Here is a 1,171-nt window from a genome sequence, read left to right as displayed (position 1 = left end):
TTTGGTGACTCGGCGATAGCCATAATGTGGATTCTGTTGTTTGATAGCAAGAATTTGGGCACATAATGAAGCGTTGTCATCCCTAGTCTTATCTTTACCATGTAAATGATAAAAGAAAGTACTTCTGGCTAAGTTGGCATACCGTAACAGTAAGTCTAACGGATAGTCTGCTCTTAATTCTTGGACGGCGTTGGCTTTTTCCTCATTTTTTCTCGGTCTAATTGCTGACACTTTTTTAGGTAGGCATTCTCCGTTTCTAATGCTAGAATTCTTAAGCGTAAGCGTTCTTCTTCTGTTTTCGGTGGCGGTGGCATTTTGGCATAGCGTGGTTTTTTCATCGCAGGTCGTCCTTTGGGTTTTGGGTGTAATCCTTCTATACCGCATTGTTGAAAGCTTTTCAACCATTGGTGAATGGTACTTGGATTAGCAATACCAAAATATAAATAGGCTTGTTCAACTGTCATATCTCTGTTTTGAATCGTTTGTATGACGTGATATTTAAACCCTGGGGTATAGGTTCGTTTGGTATGCAGCACGGCTAAGCCCTTTATACCTGAATGTTGATATTGGGCAATCCAACGCCTTTTAGACACGGCAAATGTACGACAGGTTAAAGAAAGACTTTCCTCGTGTTGAAAGCAGAAATCTACCACTTGTTGTTTAAATGTTTGGTTATATTTAGTCATAAAAAATCTGCACCTTTGTCTGTTGGATAATAAGTCCAACTTTTGGGGTGCAGATCAATAACAAGGCTTTATCTTTATTTTGAAATATAGTGATATGTTATGAAATACGAAGATTTTACCTGCTCAATTGTATCAACAAAACTAAAATAAACTAAATCAATAATATAAATTAAAATACATTGAAAAATACCGCCATTCATACCGTCAACAAAGATTAATTGGTTTAAATCACAGTTATACTAGTAAAATCATATTAATTTTATTTGCCCGTTATTTGATAATATCTACCATACAAAGATATGGATTCCATCGTTTTACTACCGCCTAAAAGCAGTTGGTAAATTACTGTGTATTTCATCGTACACTTACCATAAAGGCAACATATGACATAAACCCGCATTAGAAAAGGCTTGATCTATGTTTTTTATTCCGATTACATAGCGCAATTATGCTATGTAAATTATCTCAATAACTGCTGCTCTACT

At 35.6% G+C, this 1,171-nt stretch carries 1 protein-coding gene; it reads right to left on the bottom strand.

What is annotated here, in order from left to right; all coding sequences use genetic code 11:
* Positions 1 to 173: 173 nt before the first annotated feature.
* Entirely contained in the window at positions 174 to 686 is a 513-nt protein-coding gene (locus tag JP36_RS10700; protein WP_039174594.1) for a helix-turn-helix domain-containing protein, read from the bottom strand.
* Positions 687 to 1,171: the final 485 nt, after the last annotated feature.

This window comes from Gallibacterium genomosp. 1 (genome assembly GCF_000771875.1).
Taxonomy (GTDB): domain Bacteria; phylum Pseudomonadota; class Gammaproteobacteria; order Enterobacterales; family Pasteurellaceae; genus Gallibacterium.
Note: the sequence above shows the minus strand (reverse complement) of the source record. Positions and strands in the feature narration are given on the sequence as shown.

Excerpts from the sequence above, each read along its gene's own strand:
- JP36_RS10700 (WP_039174594.1), bottom strand. The coding sequence starts at position 686 with ATGACTAAATATAACCAAACATTTAAACAACAAGTGGTAGATTTCTGC.